Genomic DNA, 23494 nt, shown 5'->3' on the forward strand with positions numbered 1-23494 from the left:
TAAACTCTAATTCAAATACGTTATGAGAAAAAGGCTACCCGTACTTTTACTGGTATTCCTGTGTTCGTTTACCCTGCTTGCACAGGATTATTTTCCAAAGAACGACGGTGTAAAGACCACAGACAGTAATTACACCGCATTTACCAACGCCAGAATCTATGTTACTCCTACCCGGGTTATCGATAAAGGCACACTACTTATCCGGAGGGGAAAAATAGTTGCCGCCGGGAACAATGTTTCCGTTCCGGACAACAGCCTGGTAGTAGACCTGGAAGGGAAGCATATTTACCCTTCATTCATTGATATTTACAGTGAATTCGGCGTGCAAAAACCCGCCAAAAAGGGTCGTGGAAGACGTTCGCCGCAATACGACGCTTCGCGCAAAGGGTTTTACTGGAACGATCATATTATGCCGGAGAAAAATGCCTTTGACAAGTTTGACTTCGACACAAAAAAGGCCAAGGAGCTGCTACAGGCAGGTTTCGGCACGGTAAACACTCATGTGGCCGACGGTATTGTACGCGGAACAAGTGTTCTTGTTGCACTGGATTCCGTTGACACTTACGATATGCGTATCCTCGACAGGGAAACGGCACAGCACTTCTCTTTCATGAAAAGTATTGCTTCTGCACAGAACTATCCCACTTCCCTTATGGGGGCCATGGCCCTGATCCGCCAGATGTACAGGGATGCGGAATGGTATGCCGGCGGAAATGCGGAGAATAAGGACCTGTCGCTCGAAGCACTTAACGCCAACAAAGGATTACCCCAGATATTCGATGCGGGAAGCTACCAGAACGATCTTCGCGCTGCCAAAATCGCCAGGGAATTCGGGCTGAACTATATCCTGAAAGGCGGTACGGACGAATACCAGCGTATCCGGGAAATAAAAGCTACCGGGGCCCGCTTTATTCTCCCCCTCGACTTTCCGGAAGCCTATGATGTATCTGATCCCTACCTGGCCGGAAAGATATCACTTGCCGATATGCGCCTGTGGAACCAGGCCCCCGGAAATCCCGCCGCGTTGGCCAAGAATGACATTCCCTTTGCTTTCACCCTTGCAGGACTGAAAAAGACTTCCGACTTCAAGTCCCGCCTTATCCGCGCCATCGATTACGGACTGGACAAGGAGAAAGCACTGGAAGCCCTTACCACTGCTCCGGCAGAGTTACTGGGAAAATCGGAAATCATCGGCTCCCTGAAAAGCGGAAGTTATGCCAATTTCCTTATTACATCCGGCGATATTTTTGACAAGGAAACCATCCTGTATGAAAACTGGGTACTCGGTGAAAAACACGTAGTCAACAAAATGGACGTGAAGGACATCCGCGGGGAATACAATCTCTCCATAGCCGGAAAGACCTATACACTGAAGATTACCGGGGAACCGTCGTCCCCGAAACCCGAGTTAAAATCGGACACCACAAAACTCAATACCAAACTCACCTATGAGAATGGCTGGCTCAATCTTTTCTTTGCCCCGGATAAGGAAGAAACAGGTTTTCAGCGGTTGAGCGCACTTGTTACCGATCCCAAATCACTGAGCGGAAAGGCAGTTCTGGCCAACGGCAGTGAAAGTACCTGGAGTGCCACCAGGACATCCGGTTATGAGGAGAAAAGCAAGGAAGACAAAGATGAAAAATACATCCCGGAAACCGTCCCCGTAACCTATCCCAACAAGGCTTACGGATTTGCAACACTGCCGGAACAGGAAAATATCCTGTTTAAAAATGCCACCGTATGGACCAGCGAGGAAGAAGGTATCCTGGAAAATACGGATGTCCTGGTCAAAAACGGGAAAATAGCCCGCATCGGCAAAGACCTCTCCGCAGGCGGAGCAAAAGTTATCGATGCTACGGGAAAGCACCTTACCGCAGGTATCATAGACGAACACTCTCACATCGCCACAGCTTCCGTTAACGAGGCCGGACATAATTCATCGGCCGAAGTCAGTATCGAAGATGTGGTGGATGCCGATGACATTAACATTTACAGGAACCTCTCCGGCGGAGTTACCTCTATCCAGGTATTACACGGTTCTGCAAATCCCATCGGCGGACGCTCGGCCATCATAAAGCTCAAATGGGGACTTCCCGCCGACAAGCTCATCTACAAAAACACGCCCGGGTTTATCAAATTCGCCCTCGGTGAAAATGTAAAACAGTCCAACTGGGGAGATTTACAAACCGTAAGGTTCCCGCAATCCAGAATGGGTGTGGAACAGGTGTATATGGATTATTTCCAGCGGGCGAAGGAATACGATGCCGGAAAGAAAAGCGGGAAGCCCTATCGCTTCGACTACGAAATGGAAACCCTGGCCGAAATACTCAATGACGAGCGCTTTATAACCTGTCATTCCTACGTACAGAGTGAGATCAACATGCTGATGAAAGTGGCGGAAAAGTTCGGCTTTACCATCAATACCTTTACGCATATTCTCGAAGGCTATAAAGTAGCCGACAAAATGAAAGCACACGGTGTACGCGGAGCGTCTACGTTCTCCGACTGGTGGGCCTATAAATACGAGGTAAATGATGCTATTCCCTATAATGCGGCCATCATGCAAAGCCAGGGACTGAACGTATCCATCAACTCCGACGATGCCGAAATGTCCAGAAGGCTCAACCAGGAAGCCGGAAAAACCGTAAAATACGGCGGTGTTTCCGAAGAAGAAGCCTGGAAAATGGTGACGATCAACCCCGCCAGGATGTTACATCTGGACGACAGGGTGGGAAGCATTAAGGAAGGAAAGGACGCCGACCTCGTGTTATGGGACGGTCATCCGCTTTCTGTCTACACCATAGCTGAAAAAACCTTTATTGAAGGGGCGCTTTATTACGACTACGAAACCATGAAAGCCACGCAAAAAGTCATTGCACAGGAGAGAAACAAGCTCATCAACCAGATGATAAAGGCCAAGAGCAAGGGGATGAAAACCCAGGCTCCGAAAAAGAAAGATGAAAAACACTTTCACTGTGATACGGAAGTGTATGGAATATAATGTTCACCTCTATATAAATTGAAGACTATGTCCAAAATAAAAAACATATTACATATAATCGCTTTTTTTGTCGGCCTGTCCGTTTCCGCACAACAGACCCCGGCACCGAAACAAACCGGGTCCATCCTTATCACCGGGGCAACGGCTCATGTAGGTAACGGTACGGTTATAGCGAACAGCGCCATCGGGTTCAGGGAAGGAAAAATCACCTATGCCGGTCCGCAGTCCGGGGTTTCTCCTTCAGACTATGATGAAGTCATTGATGCCGGGGGAAAGCATGTATATCCCGGGTTTATAGCAGCCAATTCCACGCTCGGCCTGGTAGAAGTAGACGCCGTGAGGGCCAGTAACGATCAATCGGATACCGGGGAACTCATCCCCCATGTAAGGAGTCTTATCGCTTACAACGCAGAATCGAAGGTAACCGAAAGTTGCCGTCCCAACGGCATCTTAATGGCACAGGTAGCTCCCCGGGGCGGCCTGATCTCCGGAACGTCTTCGGTAGTACAGCTCGATGCCTGGAACTGGGAAGACGCCGCCATCAAAACGGATGATGGCATCCACATGCACTGGCCCAGCGCTTTCCGGTCAAGCGGATGGAGCTTCAGTGGTCCCAGTGAATTCAAGCCGAACAAGGATTACGACAAAGACGTAACAAAGCTCCGGGAGTTCCTCTCCGGGGCCAGAACCTACCTCAAAGGCAAACGTTCGCCCAAAAACCTGCCTTTTGAGGCTGTTAAAGGGCTTTTTGACGGCTCTCAAAAACTGTACATCAATGCCGACGGTTCAAAAGAGATCGTCGATGCGGTGAACTTTGCCAAAGATATCGGGGTACAGAAAGTGGTTATCGTAGGAGGACACGAAGCCCATAAAGTAGCCGATCTGCTGGTGAAAAACGATATTCCCGTAGTGTTGAGCAGACCGCACAGGCTCCCTTCGGGAGAAGACAGCGATATCAAACAACCGTTTATGCTGGCCAAACAACTGGCAGACAAGGGTGTGCTCACCGGACTGGAAATGAGCGGTGCCATGGAGCGCATGAATACCCGGAACCTCCCTTTTTATGCCGGGACTTTTGCCGCTTATGGCCTGGATAAGGAGAAAGCGGTGCAGATGATCACGGGGAACAACGCCAAAATACTGGGTATTGACGATTTTGCCGGGACCCTCGAAACCGGAAAAGATGCCACGCTCTTTATTTCGGAAGGCGACGCCCTGGACATGCGCACCAATATCCTCTCGCGTGCCTTTGTACAGGGCAGGGAAATAAGCCTGGAATCGCACCAGACCAAACTCTGGAAACGTTACATGAACAAATACGAGACCGGGCGTTAATCGGCCGGGCATACAAAAACAGGAACCGAGGTCGCCCGTCATGTCAGGACGACCTTGTTTTTTATTTTCCCTACTGCTAAAAGGAAGATTTGTATTTTTGCGGCAAAAGCTTCGCCTTGAAAACAATCAGTAGCATTCAGAACCCGACAGTCAAACAGGTCAATCAGCTCAGGGAAAAATCCAGGGCCCGAAAAAACTCCGGCTTATTTGTTGTGGAGGGAAAACGGGAACTGTCGCTTGCGTTAAAAGGAAATTATACCATTACATCCGTATTGGTTTACGAAGCGGTCTGTCCCCCCGAGACGATTAAAATACTTTTTAACAATACGGTCAATCCGCCTGAATTTATAAGCATTTCCAAAGACGTTTATCAAAAGCTGGCTTATCGCGAAACTACCGAAGGGGTCCTGGCCATAGCCAAAAGCAAGGAACACACCCTCAATACGATCGTCTTTCAAAAAAGGAATCCCCTTGTCCTGGTGGCCGAAGCACCGGAAAAGCCGGGTAACATAGGCGCACTTCTCCGTACCGCGGATGCTGCCAATGTGGATGCCGTGATCATAGCCAATCCCAAAACCGACCTGTACAACCCGAACATTATCCGTTCCGGTGTGGGCTGTGTTTTTACACGAACCATTGCAACGGGAAATACCAACGAGATCATTGCCTTCCTCAAAAAGAACGGGATCCGTATTTACTGTGCTGCGCTAACGGCATCGGTAAACTACCATACGGCAGATTTCACCGGCGCAACTGCCATTGTGGTAGGCACGGAAGCCACGGGGCTCAGCGAGGCATGGCTGCATCATGCCGACCAGAATATCATTATCCCGATGCAGGGTGAGATCGATTCCATGAATGTCTCCGTCAGTGCAGCCATTCTGATTTTTGAGGCGAAACGGCAGCGGGAGTTTCTTTAAAGGTCCGGATCAAAAGGCTGAATGATGAATGCCGAATCACGAACGCCGAAGTACTCTCACTTCAAAAAACTTCTGCATTCGGCATTCTTCAGCTCTCCCGTTCTCCGGTTCGTTATTTTAGTATCTTGAAAAAGATCGAATTCAGAGCAAATTTTATTTGTAGTGTGCATTTTACTCAAAAAACTTGCACCGTACCCATAAGGCTGAATAATGAATTCTGAATCACGAACGCCGAAGTAAAAAATCACCGTCAAAACAACACTTCATCATTCGGTATTCTACAGTTCTGCGGTTCGTTATTCTGTATTCGTCATTCGTTATTTCAAAAGACTGCAAACCGGCCATTGTTTATTCCAAAGACTTTCACGAAGTTTGTCAATCATATCAATCAGAGAAAAGCGTATGGCTCCCACACTATTGTTTTATGTCATTATAGGTATCCTGCTCCTCGAATTTATCATCGACCAGGTTCTCGACTACCTGAATGCAAAACACTTTGACGATCCCGTTCCCCGTGAACTCGACGATGTTTATGATGATGAAAAATATGCCCAATCCCGGGCCTATAAAAAGACAAACTACAGGTTTTCAGTAATTTCCTCCGCTTTTTCACTGCTGCTGACCCTGGCATTTTTCTTTCTGGACGGGTTTGAATATGTAGACCGTACAGCACGCGGGGTTTCCGACAATCCGATCGTTATCGCCCTGGTTTTCTTTGGCATTATCATGTTTGCCAGTGACATTCTTACGACGCCCTTTTCATACTATCATACATTTGTCATTGAAGAAAAATTCGGTTTTAACAAAACTACCCGGAAAACCTTCTTCCTCGATAAGATAAAGGGATGGGGTATGGGTGCCCTGTTGGGCGGCGGTATCCTTGCCCTTATCATCTGGTTTTACCAGGTGGCCGGAAAGGATTTCTGGCTTTATGCCTGGGGCGCCGTAGCTGTTTTTACCATATTTATGAATATGTTCTACAGCAAACTCATTGTTCCCCTGTTCAACAAACAGACACCTCTGGAAGAAGGCGAACTGAAATCCGCCATCGAAAAATACGCTGCCGATGTGGGCTTTACACTCGACAAGATATTTGTTATTGACGGTTCCAAGCGGTCTACCAAGGCCAATGCCTATTTTTCCGGTTTCGGACGGCAAAAACGCATTACCCTATACGACACGCTTATCAAGGACCTGGACACCGATGAAATCGTCGCCGTTCTGGCCCACGAGGTGGGTCATTACAAAAGAAAGCACATCCTCTTTAATGTACTGGCCTCCATATTGCTCACGGGCTTTACACTTTACATATTGTCGCTCTGTATCCATGTGCCGGAGCTCTCTTATGCACTGGGTGTGCCGCAGCAAAGTTTTCATATCGGTCTGATCGCATTCGGTATTCTCTACAGTCCGGTTTCGGAAATTACCGGGTTTATCATGAACTCCTTTTCCCGGAAATTCGAATACCAGGCCGATAATTATGCCAAAACCTCTTTCAGGGCCGGACCGTTGATCAATTCCCTCAAAAAACTGTCCCGGAACAACCTGAGCAACCTTACCCCCCATCCTGCTTATGTAAAAATGCATTACTCCCACCCCACTTTGTTACAACGCATACAAAATTTAAAGGGACAGTAATACAATCCGGTTCGTACACATGGGCCGGAACCCAATAATCCTGCAACCATTTTTAAGGCATGGAATTTGCTTATTATTTGTAAAAGTTTTATTAACTTTATATATAAGCGTACAACCTCCGGGAAGAAATCCCGGAAAAGTTCGCAACACCGAAATAACCGAATAAAACGGGAGTCCTGTTATGGCAGTAGTGATTGATACGGAAAAAGAGAACAAAGAGATTGCCAAGCAATATAAAGAACTGCTTCGCATCAGCTATCAGACGCTTAGTGATGAAGACAAAAAACTCATCAGAAAAGCATTTGACACGGCTGTTGATGCGCATAAGGAACAGCGGCGCAAAAGCGGGGAAGCCTATATTTTTCACCCGATAGCCGTAGCCAAGATCGTAGCTTCGGAAATAGGGCTCGATGCCACCTCCATAGCTGCCGCCCTGCTCCACGATGTGGTGGAAGACACCGAATACAAGCTGGAGGACATCGAAAAAATGTTTGGCAAGACGGTGGCGGTCATTGTAGACGGCCTTACCAAGATATCGCACCTCAGTAAAGAAAAGGATATCTCCCTGCAGGCCGAGAACTTCCGCAAAATGCTGCTCACGCTCAACGACGACGTAAGAGTGATCATCATTAAAATTGCCGACCGCCTGCACAACATGCAGACCATGGAGGCCATGCCCGAACACAAACAGGTAAAAATAGCCTCCGAAACACTTTACATTTATGCGCCCCTTGCCCATCGTATCGGCCTGTATAACATCAAAACCGAACTTGAAGACCTGGGACTAAAGTACACCGAACCTGAAGTGTATAACGATATCCTCGGTAAGGTGGAAGAGAGCAAGGAAGATCAGGAAAACTATATCACGGCCTTTTCTGACGTGATACGGGAAAGCCTGGACCAGGAAGGACTCAACTACCAGATCAAAGGGCGTCCGAAATCCGTGTTCTCCATCCGGAGAAAAATGAAGATCCAGAATGTAAGTTATGACGAGGTCTACGACAAGTTTGCCATACGCATCATCTACAAATCCGACACGGCAAACGAAAAATTCCTGGCCTGGAAAATATACTCGATCGTAACCGATCACTTCCGTCCCAACCCCGTCCGGTTGCGCGACTGGATATCCTCCCCGAAATCCACCGGCTACGAGGCCCTCCACATCACCGTAATGGGACCGAAGGGACGCTGGGTGGAAGTACAGATACGCAGCGAGCGCATGCACGAAATTGCCGAAAAGGGATATGCCGCACACTTCAAGTACAAACACGGAGACCAGAAGGAACAAGGCATCGAAATATGGCTCAACCGCCTCCAGGAAGCCCTGGAAAATCCCAATTCAAATGCAGTCGACTTTGTAGAGGAGTTCAAGCTCAACCTTTATTCCAAGGAGATCTTCGTCTTTACGCCCAAAGGTGAACTGAAATCCCTGCCCAAGGGGGCCACTGCACTCGATTTTGCCTTTAATATCCATACGGAAATAGGCATGAGTACCAGAGGGGCCAAGGTTAACGGAAAACTTGTGCCGCTCAGCTACGAACTAAAGAGTGGCGACCAGGTGGAGATCATTACTTCCCAGCAGTCCAAACCCAATGCCAACTGGCTCGATTACGCCACCACGGCCAGGGCAAGGTCCAAAATAAAAACCTCGCTCAAGGAAGACAAAAAGCAGATCGGCGAAGAAGGCAAGGAATTGCTGCGACGGAAGCTGAAACACATGAAGATCACACTCAACGAAAAAGTGGTCAACGAACTGGTGGTTTATTTCAAACTCAAGACCAGCCTGGACCTCTTTTTCCGCGTAGGCATCGGCACCATCGATAACCAGATGCTGAAAAACTTTGCGGCATCGAGGACCAATACGTTCATCAACTTCTTCAAGAACCGTATCCGAAAGGCGCCATCTGCCCCGCAGGAAGACCTGAACAAGCAGGAAGTTACGGCAAAGTATGACCTGCTGGTCTTCGGAAGGGAAGAAGAAAAACTCAGCTACAAGCTCTCCAACTGCTGCAATCCCATTCCGGGTGACGATGTTTTCGGTTTTATTACGGTCAACGAGGGAATAAAAGTGCACAAAAAGGACTGCCCGAATGCCATTGCCATGCAATCCAATTATGCATACAGGATCATTTCCGCCAAATGGATAGATTCCACACAACAGGAATTTGTGGTAGTGCTCAGGCTTTCCGGAATAGATAACATGGGGCTGGTGAACAATGTCACCAAGGTGATCTCCAACAATATGCACGTAAACATGAAAAACATTAATTTCGATACCAACGACGGCGTTTTTTCAGGTAAGATCACCGTTGTGGTAAAAAACAATACCATTCTCAGGAAACTCATCGATAACCTGAAAAAGGTAAACGGCATTGACAAGGTATCCAGGGTATAACCGCATACCGGCCACACCCGCCCCCCTTAACATCCGGAATCCGGGCCGGGCAGCACCAAACCAAAATCTTTGCGTATCTTTGTACCGGTAATTTCCCGGAAAATTACCACCCCGGAATTCCGGTAGCGGAAATGCAGGTTTTTCAGGATGTTGTTACCGTACAATTTGATATGAAAACGTTAAAAAAATAATGATTGCCTGTTACCCGTTTGAAATTAAAACTTTACATATTTTCCCGATTGTGAAAATGTATGCAAGAACGAGAAAAAAATATGTAAGTTTGTGTGTTAATTTTTTTTGATGTCCTTCGTTATGACAAATGAGATGACCAATAAGAAGAATCAGGAGATAGTGAAAAACGTCTTCACCCGTTTTCTCGAAGACAACGGCCACAGGAAAACCCCGGAGCGTTATGCTATCCTCCAGGAAATATATGACAGTGAAGAACATTTCGATATAGAATCACTGTACATTAAAATGAAGAACAAGAACTACCGGGTCAGCAGGGCTACGCTGTACAATACCATAGAACTGCTCCTGGAATGCGGTCTTGCCCGGAAACACCAGTTCGGCCAGAACCAGGCCCACTATGAAAAATCGTATTTTGACAGACAGCACGACCATGTGATCCTTACGGATACCGGCGAGGTTATGGAATTCTGTGACCCCCGTATACAATCCATAAAACAAACCATTGAGGAAGTATTCAATATCAAAATACACAATCATTCCCTCTACTTTTACGCCACCAAGGAAGAAGAGAAATCATAAGCCTCATATAATCAGCTAACTCAAAAAAACAGACTACCCGCCATCAGGATATACGGCTTTTCAAAACCAATAACACCAGACCTGATGGCAGTCAGCATATTGTATTAACGAAAAAGACCAGATAAACACGAACAAGACAATGGCAGTAGACTTACTACTCGGACTCCAATGGGGAGACGAAGGAAAAGGCAAGATCGTAGATGTTCTCACTAAAAATTACGACATTATAGCCCGTTTTCAGGGCGGCCCCAATGCAGGACATACCCTGGAATTTGATGGTATTAAACACGTGCTTCACACCATTCCCTCAGGCATATTCCATCCGAATGCCGTCAATATCGTAGGAAACGGTGTGGTTATAGACCCCGTGATCTTCAAAAAAGAGCTCGACAATCTTGTAAAGTTCGACATTGACATCCTTCCAAAACTCCTTATTTCGAGGAAAGCACATCTCATTCTCCCCACCCACCGGCTGCTCGACGCCGCTTCAGAAGCTTCGAAAGGAAAGGCAAAAATAGGCTCCACCCTAAAAGGTATCGGTCCCACATACATGGATAAAACCGGGAGGAACGGTATCCGTGTGGGCGATCTGGAAATGGACGACTGGAAGGAAAAATACCGTCACCTCGCCGATAAGCACGAAGCCATGATCAAATTCTATGATGTAGACGTACAGTATGACCTTAACGAACTGGAAGTGGATTTTTTCAAAGCTGTGGAAGAACTCAAAAAACTTACTTTCATAGACAGCGAGGAATACATTTATCAGGCCCAGGCATCCGGAAAGACCATCCTCGCCGAGGGTGCACAGGGTTCCCTGCTGGATATCGATTTCGGGACCTATCCGTTTGTAACTTCTTCCAATACCACGGCAGCCGGTGCCTGTACCGGGCTTGGTGTGGCTCCCAACAGGATAGGGGAAGTACTGGGGATTTTCAAGGCCTATACCACCCGTGTGGGCAGCGGCCCCTTCCCTACCGAACTTTTTGACGAAGACGGCAAGACCATGGCCCGTGTGGGCAACGAATTCGGCGCCACTACCGGGAGGGCAAGACGTTGCGGATGGCTCGACCTGGTAGCCCTCAAATATGCCGTACAGGTTAACGGGGTGACCCAGTTAATGATGATGAAGGCCGATGTATTAAGCGGGTTCAAAACCCTTAAAGTCTGTACCGCATACAATTACAAAGGCAAGACCATCCACCACCTGCCTTACAATATCGAGGAGCAAAACGTAAGCCCGGTCTATACCGAGTTGAAAGGATGGGACAAAGACCTTACCGGGCTCAGTGCCGCAGATGAGCTTCCGGAAGCGCTTAACGACTATATCACCTTCCTCGAAGAAAACCTTGAGGTACCGGTAAAAATAGTATCCGTTGGTCCCGACAGGACACAGACCATTTACAGGTAAGCTGCCGGTTTTCAGTTGCGGGTTGCAGGTTTCGGAACAGGTTCATCTTTTATTCCCTGCCCCCTCAGGGAGGGGGAATTGTTTCTTTACAGGCAAGATCGGGTGAACCTTTATGTTATTAAATTCCTCTTAAATCCGTGACTTCCTGTTCAAAAAAACCTATTTTTGAAACAAACTTAATAAGCGTGCCGGTTTACCTGAAAAAAATATCCGTTGGTCTCGTCCTTTTCTTTTCACTGGCGTCTTATGCACAGGAAAAGAAAAAGATCAACATTATATACAGCGGGGAGTACACCCAGAACGAAGAAAAATACCCCGGGGCCTCCATCTTCAGCAGGGACGAAAGACAGGTACAGTTTGAACACGAAGGCATTGACCTCTGGTGCGACCTGGCCGTCTTTTACCAGAAGGAAAACCTCCTCAAGGCTTTCGGGAATGTATTCCTGCAGCAGGGCGATACCATACAGATGAACAGCGGCTACATCGAGTATGACGGCAATACCAAACTGGCCCTGGCAAAAGAAGATGTGGTGCTCCAAAACCCGGATATGACACTCACTACGGACACGCTCTATTTTGACCGAAAGAAACAGGAAGCCTATTACAATACGTTCGGGACCATTAAGGACACCGCCAATATCCTGACCAGCAAACAGGGACGGTATTTTATGACCCCGAAAAAATACCGGTTCCGCAACGACGTAAAAATCACCAATCCGGAATACGAACTCCATTCCCTCCGGCTGGATTATTACACCACCACCAAACACGCCTACATGTACGGCCCTTCCACCATCATCGGTAAAGACTACACCATTTACTGCGAAAGGGGATTTTATAAAACCGAACAGGAAGAAGGCTATTTTGTAAAAAATTCCCGGGTAGATTACAGCAACCGTATTATCAACGGGGACAGCCTGTACTTTCACAAGGCAAAAAACTTCGCCTCGGCAACCAATAACATAAAAATCACCGATACGATCAACAAGGGGATCGTAAAAGGACATTATGCCGAGGTTTTCAAGGAAAAAGACTCCGTATTCATCACCAAAAGAGCTGTAGCCGTTAACCTGGTGGAGAACGATTCGATCTATATCCACGGGGACACACTTATGGTAACGGGAAAACCGGAACACCGCATTATCCGGGCCTTCAGAAAAGCCCGTTTCTACAAAACGGACCTGAGCGGTAAGTGCGATTCCATTCATTCCGACCAGAAAACGGGCATTACGCAGCTCATTACCCGGCCCATATTATGGTCGGGCAGAACACAGATGACCGGAGACAGCATAAACCTCCTCTCCGATCCCGAAACCGAAAAACTCGATTCCCTCCGCGTGTGGGACAATGCATTTGTGGTACAGCAAGATTCGTTGAGTGAGAACGGGTACAACCAGATAAAAGGCAAGGAACTCCTGGGATATTTCGAAGAAAACGAACTGCGTGTGGTAGATATCATCAAAAATGCGGAATCCATTTACTACACGCGCAATGACAAGAACGAACTGATCGGCATTGACAAACACGTAAGCGGCAATATCCAGTTCACCATTGAAAACAACGAGATAGAGGACATCTCCTATTTCATAAACCCGGACGCCGTATTGTACCCCGAAAGCCAGTTGCCCGGAAATGCCCGGAAATTAAGAGGCTTTGTCTGGTATGGCGATGAGATGATCCACTCCAAAGACGATATTTTCGACGAGGAAGACAACAACATAGAACTGGTAAAAATTCGCGGAATAGACAACCCGATAGACATCGAAGCCGAGGAAGAGGAATACCGCAGGGCCATGGGAGATTCCGTTTCGCAAAGCCTGCCCCCCAGGAAACCCGTGCCGCTCCCGGCCGGAAAAAAAGACAGTATCCCCCCGGAAAAGGAAGATACGATAGCTTTACCGGGTACGGAAAAAGACACGACCGTCGCCGAAGAAAAGAAAGATGCTCAGGAAGTAGTCCGGGACACGATTACAAAGGCCATGGATTCTATCACTAAAGAAGTGAAAAAAGACTCCCTGATTTCACCAAAACCGACAGATTCTATTTTACAGCATGAAACACAAAAAAGCACTTCTGATCATTGACATGCAAAAAGGGTCTTTCACTTCCGAAACACCCCGGCTGGATACGGAAGGAGTGATATACAGGATCAATTCACTTGCCCGGGTTTTCCGAACATCCGGTTGCCCCGTCATTTTCATACAACATGACGGTACCGGGACCAATGAATTTATCCCGGGGACAGTTGACTGGGAATTATTAGATGATCTCACCGTAACATCAACCGACATATTCATTGACAAATATGCAAATGACGCGTTTTACAACACCAAACTGAAATCAAAGCTGGATGAAATGCGCGTAAACGAACTGTTTATAACAGGTTGTGCTACGGACTTCTGTGTAGAATCGACCATACAATCGGCCCTGATTAAAGATTATAATATCACTGTCGTCGCCGATGGTCATACTACAGGCGAAAGGCCATTCCGGACTGCTGAAAAAGTAGTTGAACACTATAACTGGGTATGGCAGAACCTGGCTCCGACCGGCGGAAAAATAATGGTGAAAAGCTTTGAACAGCTAAAAACCGAACATACGCATAACATTTCACTTTAAACCTGCGTTTAGTCTTTAAGTTTTTTAAATAAAATACGACAAGGGCACTTGGAAAATATCAACATATTGAAAAAATGAAGGAGGATTTCTTACACTACCAGGCCCAGACCTCGCCCCATCCGCTGGCCCTGGAAGTATCGCACGCGCGGGGCAGCTATATTTACGATACCGGCGGAAAAGCGTATCTTGACTTTATTGCAGGGGTCTCCGCCAACACCCTGGGGCACAGCCACCCCAAAGTGGTCAATGCCGTAAAAGCACAGGCCGAAACCTATATGCATGTCATGGTTTATGGCGAATTTATCCAGCAACCCGCTGTTGAGCTCACCAAACTGCTGGCTGCACACCTCCCCGCCCCGCTGGAAACCACCTATCTGGTAAACTCGGGGACCGAAGCCATAGAAGGCGCCCTGAAACTCGCCAAGAAAGTGACCGGCCGAAGCGGGATCATTGCGGCGAAAGATGCCTATCACGGCAATACACAGGGCTCCATGAGCATTATGGGACGGGAAGAAAGACGGCAGGCCTTCCGCCCGCTTATCCCGGGAAGCAGCTTTATCAGGTTTAACAGGGAAGAAGACCTGGAAAAAATAACCCAAAAAACGGCGGCAGTGGTCCTGGAAACCATCCAGGGCGGGGCCGGGTTCATTCTGCCGGAAAACGACTATCTCCGGAAAGTAAGAAAGCGCTGCGATGAAACCGGGGCATTGCTTATCCTGGACGAGATACAACCCGGTTTCGGGCGTACCGGGAAGCTTTTCGGCTTTGAACACTTCGGCATTGTCCCCGATATCCTCGTTATGGGTAAAGGTATGGGAGGCGGTATGCCAGTGGGGGCATTCAGCGCATCAACCTCCATGATGAATGCGTTGAAAGACAGGCCAAAACTGGGACATGTTACCACTTTCGGCGGGAACCCTGTCATAGCGTCAGCATGCCTGGCCACCCTGAGGGAGGTTACCGGGACCACGCTTATGAAAGACAGCCTGGAGAAGGAAAAACTGTTCCGCGAACTGCTCGTTCATCCGCGGATAAAGGCGATAAGGGGAAAAGGCCTCATGCTTGCCATAATGACAGAAGATGCAGCACTGGCCAGCCATGTCATCCTGCGGTCACTGGAGGAAGGATTACTGCTTTTCTGGCTGCTTTTTGAACCCGGGGCAGTACGCATTACCCCTCCCCTTACCATTTCGGAAGAAGAAATACGGAAAGGCTGTGCCATAATCCTGAAAATCCTCGACCAATGGCACGATTAATGTTAACTACTTTGTTGATAACAAATACGCCCAACTGTTAGAGATAAAGGCTTCAAGCCCTAAATTTATTAACGTAGAATTCTAAAAAAGCATGCCTATGCCATTTAGTTCTAACGAAGACCGAGACTTCCCCATTTCGAAATTCGAATCCATGCTCAAGACCAACGACGTGTATTTTTTTGATGCGGATGATTTCGAAGACATTATACACCATTATCTTGATCTGGGAAAAGTAGCGCTGGCCAAGAAAGCGATAAAAATAGGACTCGAACAGCATACGACCTCCACCAACCTGAAATTACTGCAAATAGAAGTGCTTATTTTCGAGAACAGGCTGGATGTGGCGGAACAGATGCTCGACGAACTGGCGGCCCTGGAAACCTCTAATGAAGAGATTTACATACAGCGCGCCAATATTTACTCCAAGAAAGACAATCACAGCATGGCCATTGTACTGCTCAAGGAAGCCCTGGCCCATGCGAATGACAATGCGGATATCTATTCGCTTATCGGCATGGAATACCTGTTCCTGGATAATTATTCCGAAGCCAAGGATTTTTTTATCAAATGCCTGGCGGAAGACCCGGAAGACTATTCGGCCCTGTACAATATCATTTATTGTTTTGACTTTCTGGAGGACCACGACGGGGCCATAGCGTACCTGAACACCTATCTCGAACTGAACCCGTATAACGAAGTGGGCTGGCACCAGATGGGAAAACAGTTTTTCCACAAGAAAATGTTCAAGGAGGCCCTGGCGGCTTTCGATTTTGCTATTATTTCCGATGATACCTTTATCGGGGCATACCTCGAAAAAGGAAAAGTACTCGAAAAAATGGAGCGTTACAACGAAGCCATTGAAAATTATGAACTCACCCTGGGACTTGACGACCCCACATCCTTCGCTTACCTCAGGATAGGGAAATGTCATGAAAAACTGGGTCATGACAATATAGCCAAACAGTACTATTACAAAACCGTACACGAAGACCCTTTACTCGACAAAGGATGGATTGCCATCACCGATTTCTACCTGAAACAGTACAACTACCAGAAAGCCAAATATTACATCAACAAGGCACTGAACATAGACAGTGAAAATATCGCCTACTGGAAACGGTGTGCGGAAATCAACAAGCAACTGCACCTGTATGAAGAAGCAGATATTTCTTACCAGAAAACCATAGAGCTCGGCAATTACGAATTGAGCACCTGGACCTCTTGGTGTGATATCCTGGTTAAAATAGGGGAATTCGAAAGCGCCGTACACGTGATGCTCCAGGCCCTGGAGTTCTACCCTAACGAAGCCCTTCTGGAATACCGGATCGCAGGTTTGTATTACACCCTTTCCGACAGCCTTAAAGGCCGTTTTCACCTCAAAAATGCGCTTTCCGATAACTATGAGGCCCATACCGTTATGGAAGAGTTATTTCCTTCCATTTTCAGTCGTAAAACTGTTAAGAATATTATAACAGATTTTAAAAAGGCTTCTATTTAAAATTGCCTATTTTTGTTCGTTAAAGAACAGCATATGCAAAGAAGGCTATCTGATTATTTGATAATCACCTTTAAAGGAATGGCAATGGGGGCTGCCGATGTCGTTCCCGGGGTGTCGGGAGGCACCATAGCTTTTATCTCGGGAATATACGAAGAACTTATACGCTCTATCCACCAGGTTAACCTTTCGGCCTTAAAAATATGGAAAAAAGAAGGCTTCAAAGCCATGTGGGCTACGATAAACGGTAACTTCCTTCTGGCACTTTTTCTCGGTATAGCCATCAGCATACTGTCTCTGGCCAGGTTTATCAGCTGGCTGCTTAAAACCCATCCTATTGCGGTCTGGGCATTTTTCTTCGGCCTTGTCATTGCCAGTATTCTCTTTGTGGGAAAACAGATCTCCCGCTGGTCTGCAAAGGTCACTGCCGCCATTATTCTGGGGGTTGTAATTTCCTACTACATTACCATTGCCAGCCCGGCGAGTTCACCCGAAGGTTTTCCCTACCTGTTTCTTTCGGGCTTTATTGCCATAATAGCCATGATACTCCCCGGCGTTTCGGGGGCTTTTATCCTCCTGCTCCTGGGATCATACGAGATCGTAATAAACATCATAAACCAGCTTCGCGAAGGTTTGTTCAATGCCAATACCCATATACTGGGGCAGGCATTCCTTAAACTGGCCGTTTTCGGCCTCGGGGCCGTTTTCGGAATCAAACTGTTTTCCGGCGTGCTCAACTGGATGTTCCGTCACTATAAAAACACCACGCTTGCCCTGCTTACCGGTTTTATGGTAGGGTCGCTCAATAAGATCTGGCCATGGAAAGAAACACTGTCGTGGAGGACCAATTCCCACAACGAACAGGTCCCCGTCCTGCAAAAGAGTATTTCGCCCTTCCACTTTGAGGGAGACAGTCAGCTTCTGCTGGCCTGTCTTGTTGCTGTTGCAGGTTTCCTTACCATATATCTTTTGGAAAAAATAGCTGTAAAAGCTCAAAAAACCAATGAATAGTGTCAGAACACTTAGGGACAGGGTCTTTTTAGTGATAAAAGGACTGGCCATGGGAGCTGCCAACAAGGTGCCCGGGGTCTCCGGTGGCATTGTGGCTTTTGTGGCCGGATTTTACGAGGAATTCATCTATTCACTCCAGAAAATCAACCTCAAGGCCCTGAAATTACTCATCAACGGGAGGTTTAAGTCCTTTTTCCGCTATATCAACGGAAGGTTCCTGGGACTGCTCATCTTCGGTATGCTGGTGAGTTATTTCAGTGTATCCAAAATACTCGATTTTTTTATTGCCAAAAAAGAGCTCTTTGTCTGGGCAACCTTTTTCGGAATGATCCTGGGGTCCATATATTACATTTCAAGAGGCTTTTGCTGGAACCGGAAAACCGTTATCTCGGCTATTGCGGGATTACTGGTCGGGATATCCATCAGTTTCCTGAGTCCCGCGAGAGAAAACACCAATCTCCTCTTCATTTTCCTTTGTGGTATTATCAGTGTGTCCGGGATGACGCTGCCCGGCCTGTCCGGGTCCTTTATCCTTATTCTTCTGGGCAATTACGTACTCCTGCTGGTAGATTCGGTAAATGCCCTTTACGATACCTTTGCCGAAATGCTGCGCGGTGATTTTTCCTTCCTTCAGAACGAAGAGCGAATAGACGTATTGATCATCCTCGGTGTGTTCACCCTGGGATCTGCCACAGGACTGGTGACCATTTCGCACCTGCTGAATTACGTGCTCAAGCATTACAAAAATATCACCACAGCCATAATCATCGGCTTTATAACAGGCTCCCTGGGCGTTGTATGGCCATGGAAAGAAACGATATACCGCACGAACGAAGCGGGAAAATTTATCTTTGACAGTGAAGGGCACCGGATCATACAAAATTACCGCCGCTATATTCCCGATTTTTCCATTTCGGAGACCTGGATAGCCATAGCTTTTGTTATCTTTGGGATTTTCGTTGTCCTTTCACTCGACTGGTACGGAAGACGGACAAGAAAGGTAAAGTAACGCCTTGTCCGGCCTGTTTTCAAACCGGATCATCCGGAAGGGACAATCAATTTGTAAACCGCAAAACCCAAGACAATGCCTTTATTCGGACTCATCGGAAAAAACATATCCTATTCCTTCTCGCAGGTTTATTTCAGGGAAAAATTTGAAAAACTGCAGCTGACAGACCACACCTATGTGAACTTCGACATTCCGGAAATAGAAGATTTTCCTTCCCTGTTGCAGGAACATCCGGATATCCGGGGGTGTAATGTCACCATTCCGTATAAAGAAGCCATCATCCCCTACCTTTCGGGCTTGAGCAATAAAGCGGAGCAAATCGGTGCGGTAAATGTCATAAAGGCCGGTAAAGACCGGCTTATCGGGTATAACACCGATTATTACGGTTTCCAGGCTTCACTGCAACCCTTACTGTGCAAAGAACATCAGAAAGCGTTGATACTCGGCACCGGAGGAGCGTCAAAAGCCGTGGCATTCAGCTTTAAGGAACTGGATATCCGGCACACATTCGTATCGCGTCATCCCGGAAAGGGACAATTATCCTACGAGGACCTTACCGAAGATATCCTTGCCGAATACCTGATCATTGTAAACTGTACCCCGCTGGGTACTTTTCCGGATGCAGACAATAAACCCGATATTCCCTATCAGTACATTACCGACAAACATTTACTTTACGACCTCATTTACAACCCGGCCGAGACGTCTTTCCTGAAAGAAGGCAAACAAAGAGGTGCCATAACGAGCAACGGATTGAAAATGCTGCAATTCCAGGCGGAAAAAGCATGGGAAATATGGAATTCCCCTCCGGATGGGGCATAAAATGCCTTGTCCGCAACACTCCTTTATTTTAATCCGTTTTTTCAGAAAATAATTCCATTAAATACTGGTGTTGCCTCCTGTTTGTAATCGTAAACAGGAGCGCATCGCCCTGACAGTGCCGCTTTTGAGGGTACGAAACGGAATTGCGCAAGTAGCTTTCTAAAATTCCTAAAAGTTTTGCTATTTTAACAGTTGTTAGTATCTTTCACATTCCAAAGTAATGATGAACCATAAACATTTTTAAGATGTTAGACCAAAAAGACAACAACCTGCACCGGGCAGAGGAAAATTCAGCTAACGGCCGGACAGAAGGAGAAGAAAAGGACATTATAGTTGATCACACAGCTGCCCCGGGGGAAGAAGCAAAAACCGGCGGTGATGTGTCTGAAGACGGGGAGAAGGAGGAAACGCAGGATGAAAAAAATACCGACCAGGCCGCCCCGGTTACCATAGAAGTCAACGATGCAGAGGTTATAAACGAGATAGACGAATCCAATGCCGAAGATGCCGAAGACGAGGATAATGTCAAAAGGCATTCCATCCCGGTACTGGACTATCATGCCATGAGCATGGAAAAACTGGTGGCAGAGCTTGAAAAACTGCTCAAGAACGAAAAAGTCCAGGCCATAAAAGAACACGTGGACGGCATCAAATACGAATTCGACCTGAAATTCCAGGAGTTACTGGAAGAAAAAAAGGAAGAATTCCTTAACGAAGGCGGTAATGAAATAGACTTTCGTTACAACTCACCCGTAAAAATGCGTTTTAACAAGGCGTACGGCGAGTATAAGGAGAAAAAGAACCAGTATTACAAAAGCCTGGAACAAAACCTCAAGAGCAACCTTGCCAAACGGCAGGAGATCATTGAAGAGCTGAAAGGCCTCATCAATGTAGAGGAAAACATCAATACCACTTACAAACACTTTAAGGAACTGCAGGGACGCTGGAAAGTAGCCGGCCCCGTTCCCCGGGTCAATTATAATGATGTCTGGCGTACCTACCACCATCATATAGAGCGGTTTTACGATTTTCTTGATCTGAACCGCGACCTGAGAGATCTCGACTTTAAGCACAACCTGGAAGAAAAAGAAAAGCTGATAACCCGGGCGGAAGAACTTGCCCGTGTAAATGATGTCAATGCGGCTTTCCGCGAACTGCAGTCCCTCCACAAAATATGGAAAGAGGACCTCGGTCCCGTAGACCGGGAGCACAGGGAAGATATATGGAACCGGTTCAGCGCGGCTACCAAGGTCATCCATGAAAAACGGCAGGAATACTTCAGGAACATGGACCAGATCCATGAAGAAAACCTCGTCAAAAAACGGGAGATCATTGCACAGATAGATGCCATAGCTGAAAACAAGGCTTCTTCGCATAACCAATGGCAAAAACAGATACGTGAAATAGAAGCCCTGAGGGAAGCCTTTTTCAATGCCGGAAGGGTACCCCGAAAGGTCAATGAAGAAGTATGGGCGGCTTTCAAGACCGCTGTGCGTACGTTTAACAGAAGTAAAAACGAGTTTTACAAAAACCTCAAGAAAAAACAGCATGAAAACCTGACCAAAAAGCAGGAACTCATAAAAATAGCCCAGGAAAACAAGGATAGTGAAGACTGGGAAGCCGTAACCCCGCTGATGAAAAAAATCCAGGCCGACTGGAAAAAGATAGGGCATGTACCCCGAAAGTATTCCGATAAAATATGGGGAGAGTTCAAAACTGCCTGTAATCACTATTTCGACAGGTTCCACCAGCACAGGAACGAAGGCAACAAGGAAGAAATGGAAGCCTTTAAGAACAAGGAAGCCATCCTGGACAAACTAAAGGAATTCGAACTCACCGGAACACATGAAGACGACCTGGAAACCGTTAAAGAGTATATTGCGGAATGGCGGTCTCACGGACGGGTTCCGTATTACAAACGAAATATTGAGACCAAGTTCAACAAGATCATAGATGCACTGTTCAAAAAACTGGACATTGCCAAACAGGACATCGAACTTATAAAGTATGGCAATAAGCTGGAACAACTGGCCAATTCGGACAAAGACGATCTCATCGATAACGAACGGGTTTATATCCGCCGTAAAATAGACGAAGTAAAAAGTGAGATCAGACAGCTGGAGAACAACCTCCAGTTCATCAATGCCGACGAAAGCAATCCTATCGTTAAAGAAGTGAACAAAAATATTGACAAACACAAGGAATCCCTTGCACTGTGGAAAGCAAAACTCCAACAACTCCGGGAAATGGATTAAATATTTTTTCCGGTATTCCGCAAAGTAATTTCGATATCTCTAAATAAATAACCAACCGGACCGGTTTTTCCGGAACAGTCAATGCTTTGCCTGCTCCGAAAGAAAACGATACGTCTGAAAACGCACAAACAGATCAAAAAACAATGAAAAGAACACTATTCTCCCTCGTTTTAGCAGCTTATTTCCTCATTCCCGATACAACATCCGCGCAGGTTGACGAAAACAAGACAGGCGCCTGGTATATGTATTTCTGGAACACCACACTTAAAGACAGCCGGTTCGGTTTCCAGGGCGATATTCAATACCGGAACTGGGATGTTATGGGCGACCTGGAGCAATTATTGCTCAGGGGCGGCGTAACATATCAACCGGAAAAAGCCAATATCAAATTTACTCTCGGTTATGGTTATGTACTTTCCGGAGAATTCGGAGACAGCAATGCCACGAGTGAGGAAAGCCGTATTTACCAGGAAGCACTACTCCCTCACAAACTGGCAGACCGGTTTTACCTTACCCATCGTTTCCGTTTTGAACAGCGCTGGGTACAAAGCCAGGATTTCAGAACCCGCCTGCGCTACAACCTTTTCCTGAACGTCCCTGTTAACCAGGTTACACTGGACAAGGGGGCTATTTATCTGGCGCTTTACAACGAGGTGTTTATCAACGGACAAAAGGAAGTCGGTAACGGGAATACCGTGGAGATTTTCGACAGGAACCGCCTTTACACTGCGGTCGGATACAGCATTTCCGACAACCTGAGGGTCCAGGCAGGCTATATGCGGCAGTCTACCAATACACTGGACAAGGGACAACTCCAATTGAGTTTGCACCACACATTGTAAGCATTCAAAGCAAAACAGGTAAAAGTCCAGGTGCGGCCCTTGCCTACTTTTTGATTTTTGCGTACGCCCTTACCGGGAAAGTTCCGACGCCCTTAAACTTCGGAGGTGCCGCGGTAAAGAGATAGCCACTTTCCGGGAGTTTGTCCAGGTTACACATGTGTTCTACGATAAGGATATCCGCGCCAAGAAGTACGGTATGCACCGGGCGGTCTTTTTTTCCGGTATTGTCAATATTGTGGCTGTCTATTCCTACAAGTTTTACTCCGCAATCTTTCAGGTATTCTGCGGCTTCCTCTGTGAGCCAGGGATGCCCTTCGAAATAGTTTTCGGTATTCCAGTGCCTGGACCACCCGGTATGTACCAGTACCGCTTTATTCCTGATCGCTTTTCCGGTAAAAAACTCCTTTCCTATTTCCGATACGCCTTCGGCATTGATCGTTATCCCGTCAAGGTCGGCAAAAGCTTCAAGCCCGGTTTCAACGAAGTCCTTACCATGTTCGTAACGGTGAAAAGGGCAGTCTATATACGTTCCGGTATTCGCTACCATTTCTATTTTACCAATCTGAAATTCCGTGTCCTCTCCATAGAGCTCCCTCGATGCCGACCTGCTCAGGTAATCGCATATCACGGGCGCCGGAAGTCCTTTATATGTAACGAGTCCGTCAAAAATGGTATGGCTGAGATCGATGTACATTGTTCTGAATATTTTTTCTC

17 protein-coding genes are annotated in these 23494 nt (G+C 47.0%); 16 read left to right on the top strand and 1 reads right to left on the bottom strand.

Going from position 1 to position 23494, the window contains the following annotated elements; translation table 11 throughout:
- Window positions 1-22 precede the first annotated feature (22 nt).
- From LS482_RS00830 to LS482_RS00905, 16 genes are all read left to right on the top strand, one after another.
- Window positions 23-3001, top strand: a complete 2979-nt coding sequence (locus LS482_RS00830; protein WP_233029843.1) for an amidohydrolase family protein — start codon at window positions 23-25, stop codon at window positions 2999-3001.
- Between the two features lie 27 nt (window positions 3002-3028).
- Complete coding sequence (locus LS482_RS00835; protein ID WP_233029844.1) at window positions 3029-4336, top strand: amidohydrolase family protein; 1308 nt, start codon at window positions 3029-3031, stop codon at window positions 4334-4336.
- Window positions 4337-4452: 116 nt separating this feature from the next.
- Complete coding sequence (locus tag LS482_RS00840; protein WP_233029845.1) at window positions 4453-5256, top strand: TrmH family RNA methyltransferase; 804 nt, start codon at window positions 4453-4455, stop codon at window positions 5254-5256.
- A 402-nt stretch (window positions 5257-5658) separates the two neighbouring features.
- Window positions 5659-6894, top strand: coding sequence for a M48 family metallopeptidase (locus LS482_RS00845; protein ID WP_233029846.1), 1236 nt, complete (start codon window positions 5659-5661; stop codon window positions 6892-6894).
- Window positions 6895-7075: 181 nt separating this feature from the next.
- Window positions 7076-9289 (top strand): RelA/SpoT family protein, encoded by a 2214-nt coding sequence (locus LS482_RS00850; RefSeq protein ID WP_233029847.1) that lies wholly within the window; start codon window positions 7076-7078, stop codon window positions 9287-9289.
- Between the two features lie 324 nt (window positions 9290-9613).
- Window positions 9614-10060, top strand: a complete 447-nt coding sequence (locus LS482_RS00855; protein WP_233029848.1) for a Fur family transcriptional regulator — start codon at window positions 9614-9616, stop codon at window positions 10058-10060.
- 139 nt (window positions 10061-10199) lie between these two features.
- Complete coding sequence (locus LS482_RS00860; RefSeq protein ID WP_233029849.1) at window positions 10200-11471, top strand: adenylosuccinate synthase; 1272 nt, start codon at window positions 10200-10202, stop codon at window positions 11469-11471.
- 185 nt (window positions 11472-11656) lie between these two features.
- Entirely contained in the window at window positions 11657-13555 is a 1899-nt protein-coding gene (locus LS482_RS00865; RefSeq protein WP_233029850.1) for an OstA-like protein, read from the top strand.
- On the top strand, window positions 13524-14090 hold the full coding sequence (locus tag LS482_RS00870; protein WP_233029851.1) for a cysteine hydrolase family protein: 567 nt from the start codon (window positions 13524-13526) through the stop codon (window positions 14088-14090). The genes LS482_RS00865 and LS482_RS00870 overlap by 32 nt, the downstream gene beginning before the upstream one ends.
- 74 nt (window positions 14091-14164) lie before the next feature.
- A complete protein-coding gene (locus LS482_RS00875) occupies window positions 14165-15346 on the top strand; it encodes an aspartate aminotransferase family protein (RefSeq protein WP_233029852.1) in 1182 nt (393 codons plus the stop codon).
- Between the two features lie 97 nt (window positions 15347-15443).
- Window positions 15444-16844, top strand: coding sequence for a tetratricopeptide repeat protein (locus LS482_RS00880; RefSeq protein WP_233029853.1), 1401 nt, complete (start codon window positions 15444-15446; stop codon window positions 16842-16844).
- A 33-nt stretch (window positions 16845-16877) separates the two neighbouring features.
- Window positions 16878-17852, top strand: a complete 975-nt coding sequence (locus tag LS482_RS00885) for a DUF368 domain-containing protein (protein WP_233029854.1) — start codon at window positions 16878-16880, stop codon at window positions 17850-17852.
- A complete protein-coding gene (locus LS482_RS00890; RefSeq protein WP_233029855.1) occupies window positions 17845-18861 on the top strand; it encodes a DUF368 domain-containing protein in 1017 nt (338 codons plus the stop codon). Before LS482_RS00885 ends, LS482_RS00890 begins: the two co-directional genes overlap by 8 nt.
- A gap of 75 nt (window positions 18862-18936) precedes the next feature.
- Window positions 18937-19683 (top strand): shikimate dehydrogenase family protein, encoded by a 747-nt coding sequence (locus LS482_RS00895; protein WP_233029856.1) that lies wholly within the window; start codon window positions 18937-18939, stop codon window positions 19681-19683.
- Window positions 19684-19928: 245 nt separating this feature from the next.
- The gene (locus LS482_RS00900; RefSeq protein ID WP_233029857.1) at window positions 19929-21938 is read left to right on the top strand and encodes a DUF349 domain-containing protein; all 2010 of its coding nucleotides are present in this window, start codon (window positions 19929-19931) and stop codon (window positions 21936-21938) included.
- A 143-nt stretch (window positions 21939-22081) separates the two neighbouring features.
- Window positions 22082-22780 carry a DUF2490 domain-containing protein gene (locus LS482_RS00905; protein WP_233029858.1) on the top strand — a complete coding sequence of 233 codons (699 nt, stop codon included), beginning with the start codon at window positions 22082-22084 and terminating at the stop codon, window positions 22778-22780.
- A gap of 43 nt (window positions 22781-22823) precedes the next feature.
- On the opposite strand, the gene LS482_RS00910 is transcribed toward LS482_RS00905, so the two are convergent.
- A complete protein-coding gene (locus LS482_RS00910; protein WP_233029859.1) occupies window positions 22824-23474 on the bottom strand; it encodes a cyclase family protein in 651 nt (216 codons plus the stop codon).
- Window positions 23475-23494: the final 20 nt, after the last annotated feature.

The sequence above is a fragment of the Sinomicrobium kalidii genome, assembly GCF_021183825.1.
GTDB lineage: Bacteria > Bacteroidota > Bacteroidia > Flavobacteriales > Flavobacteriaceae > Sinomicrobium > Sinomicrobium kalidii.